Raw genomic sequence first — 203 nt, forward strand, 5'->3', positions numbered from 1 at the left:
ACTTGATTATCAGGATACGTGTAGTTACTACAGTCTACCGGAACGGCTACGTTCTTATTGCTCTTAGCAGCGGGTGCGCCACCTAATACTTGTTGGCAGGTGCGTAGCTTGAAGGATAGCGAGTCGCCATCAGCATCATACGCCGCGGGGTTATGCAAAAACACCTGCTCTGTAGCGGCCTTATCCAATGCCGGAGCCAAAAG

1 protein-coding gene is annotated in these 203 nt (G+C 51.2%); it reads right to left on the reverse strand.

Features of this window, described 5'->3' with window-relative positions:
• The coding region (locus JEM65_RS22000; RefSeq protein WP_199603906.1) for a hypothetical protein at positions 1-203 on the reverse strand (203 nt) is incomplete at both ends.

The organism is Gelidibacter salicanalis (assembly GCF_016469035.1).
Taxonomy (GTDB): Bacteria; Bacteroidota; Bacteroidia; order Flavobacteriales; family Flavobacteriaceae; genus Gelidibacter; species Gelidibacter salicanalis_A.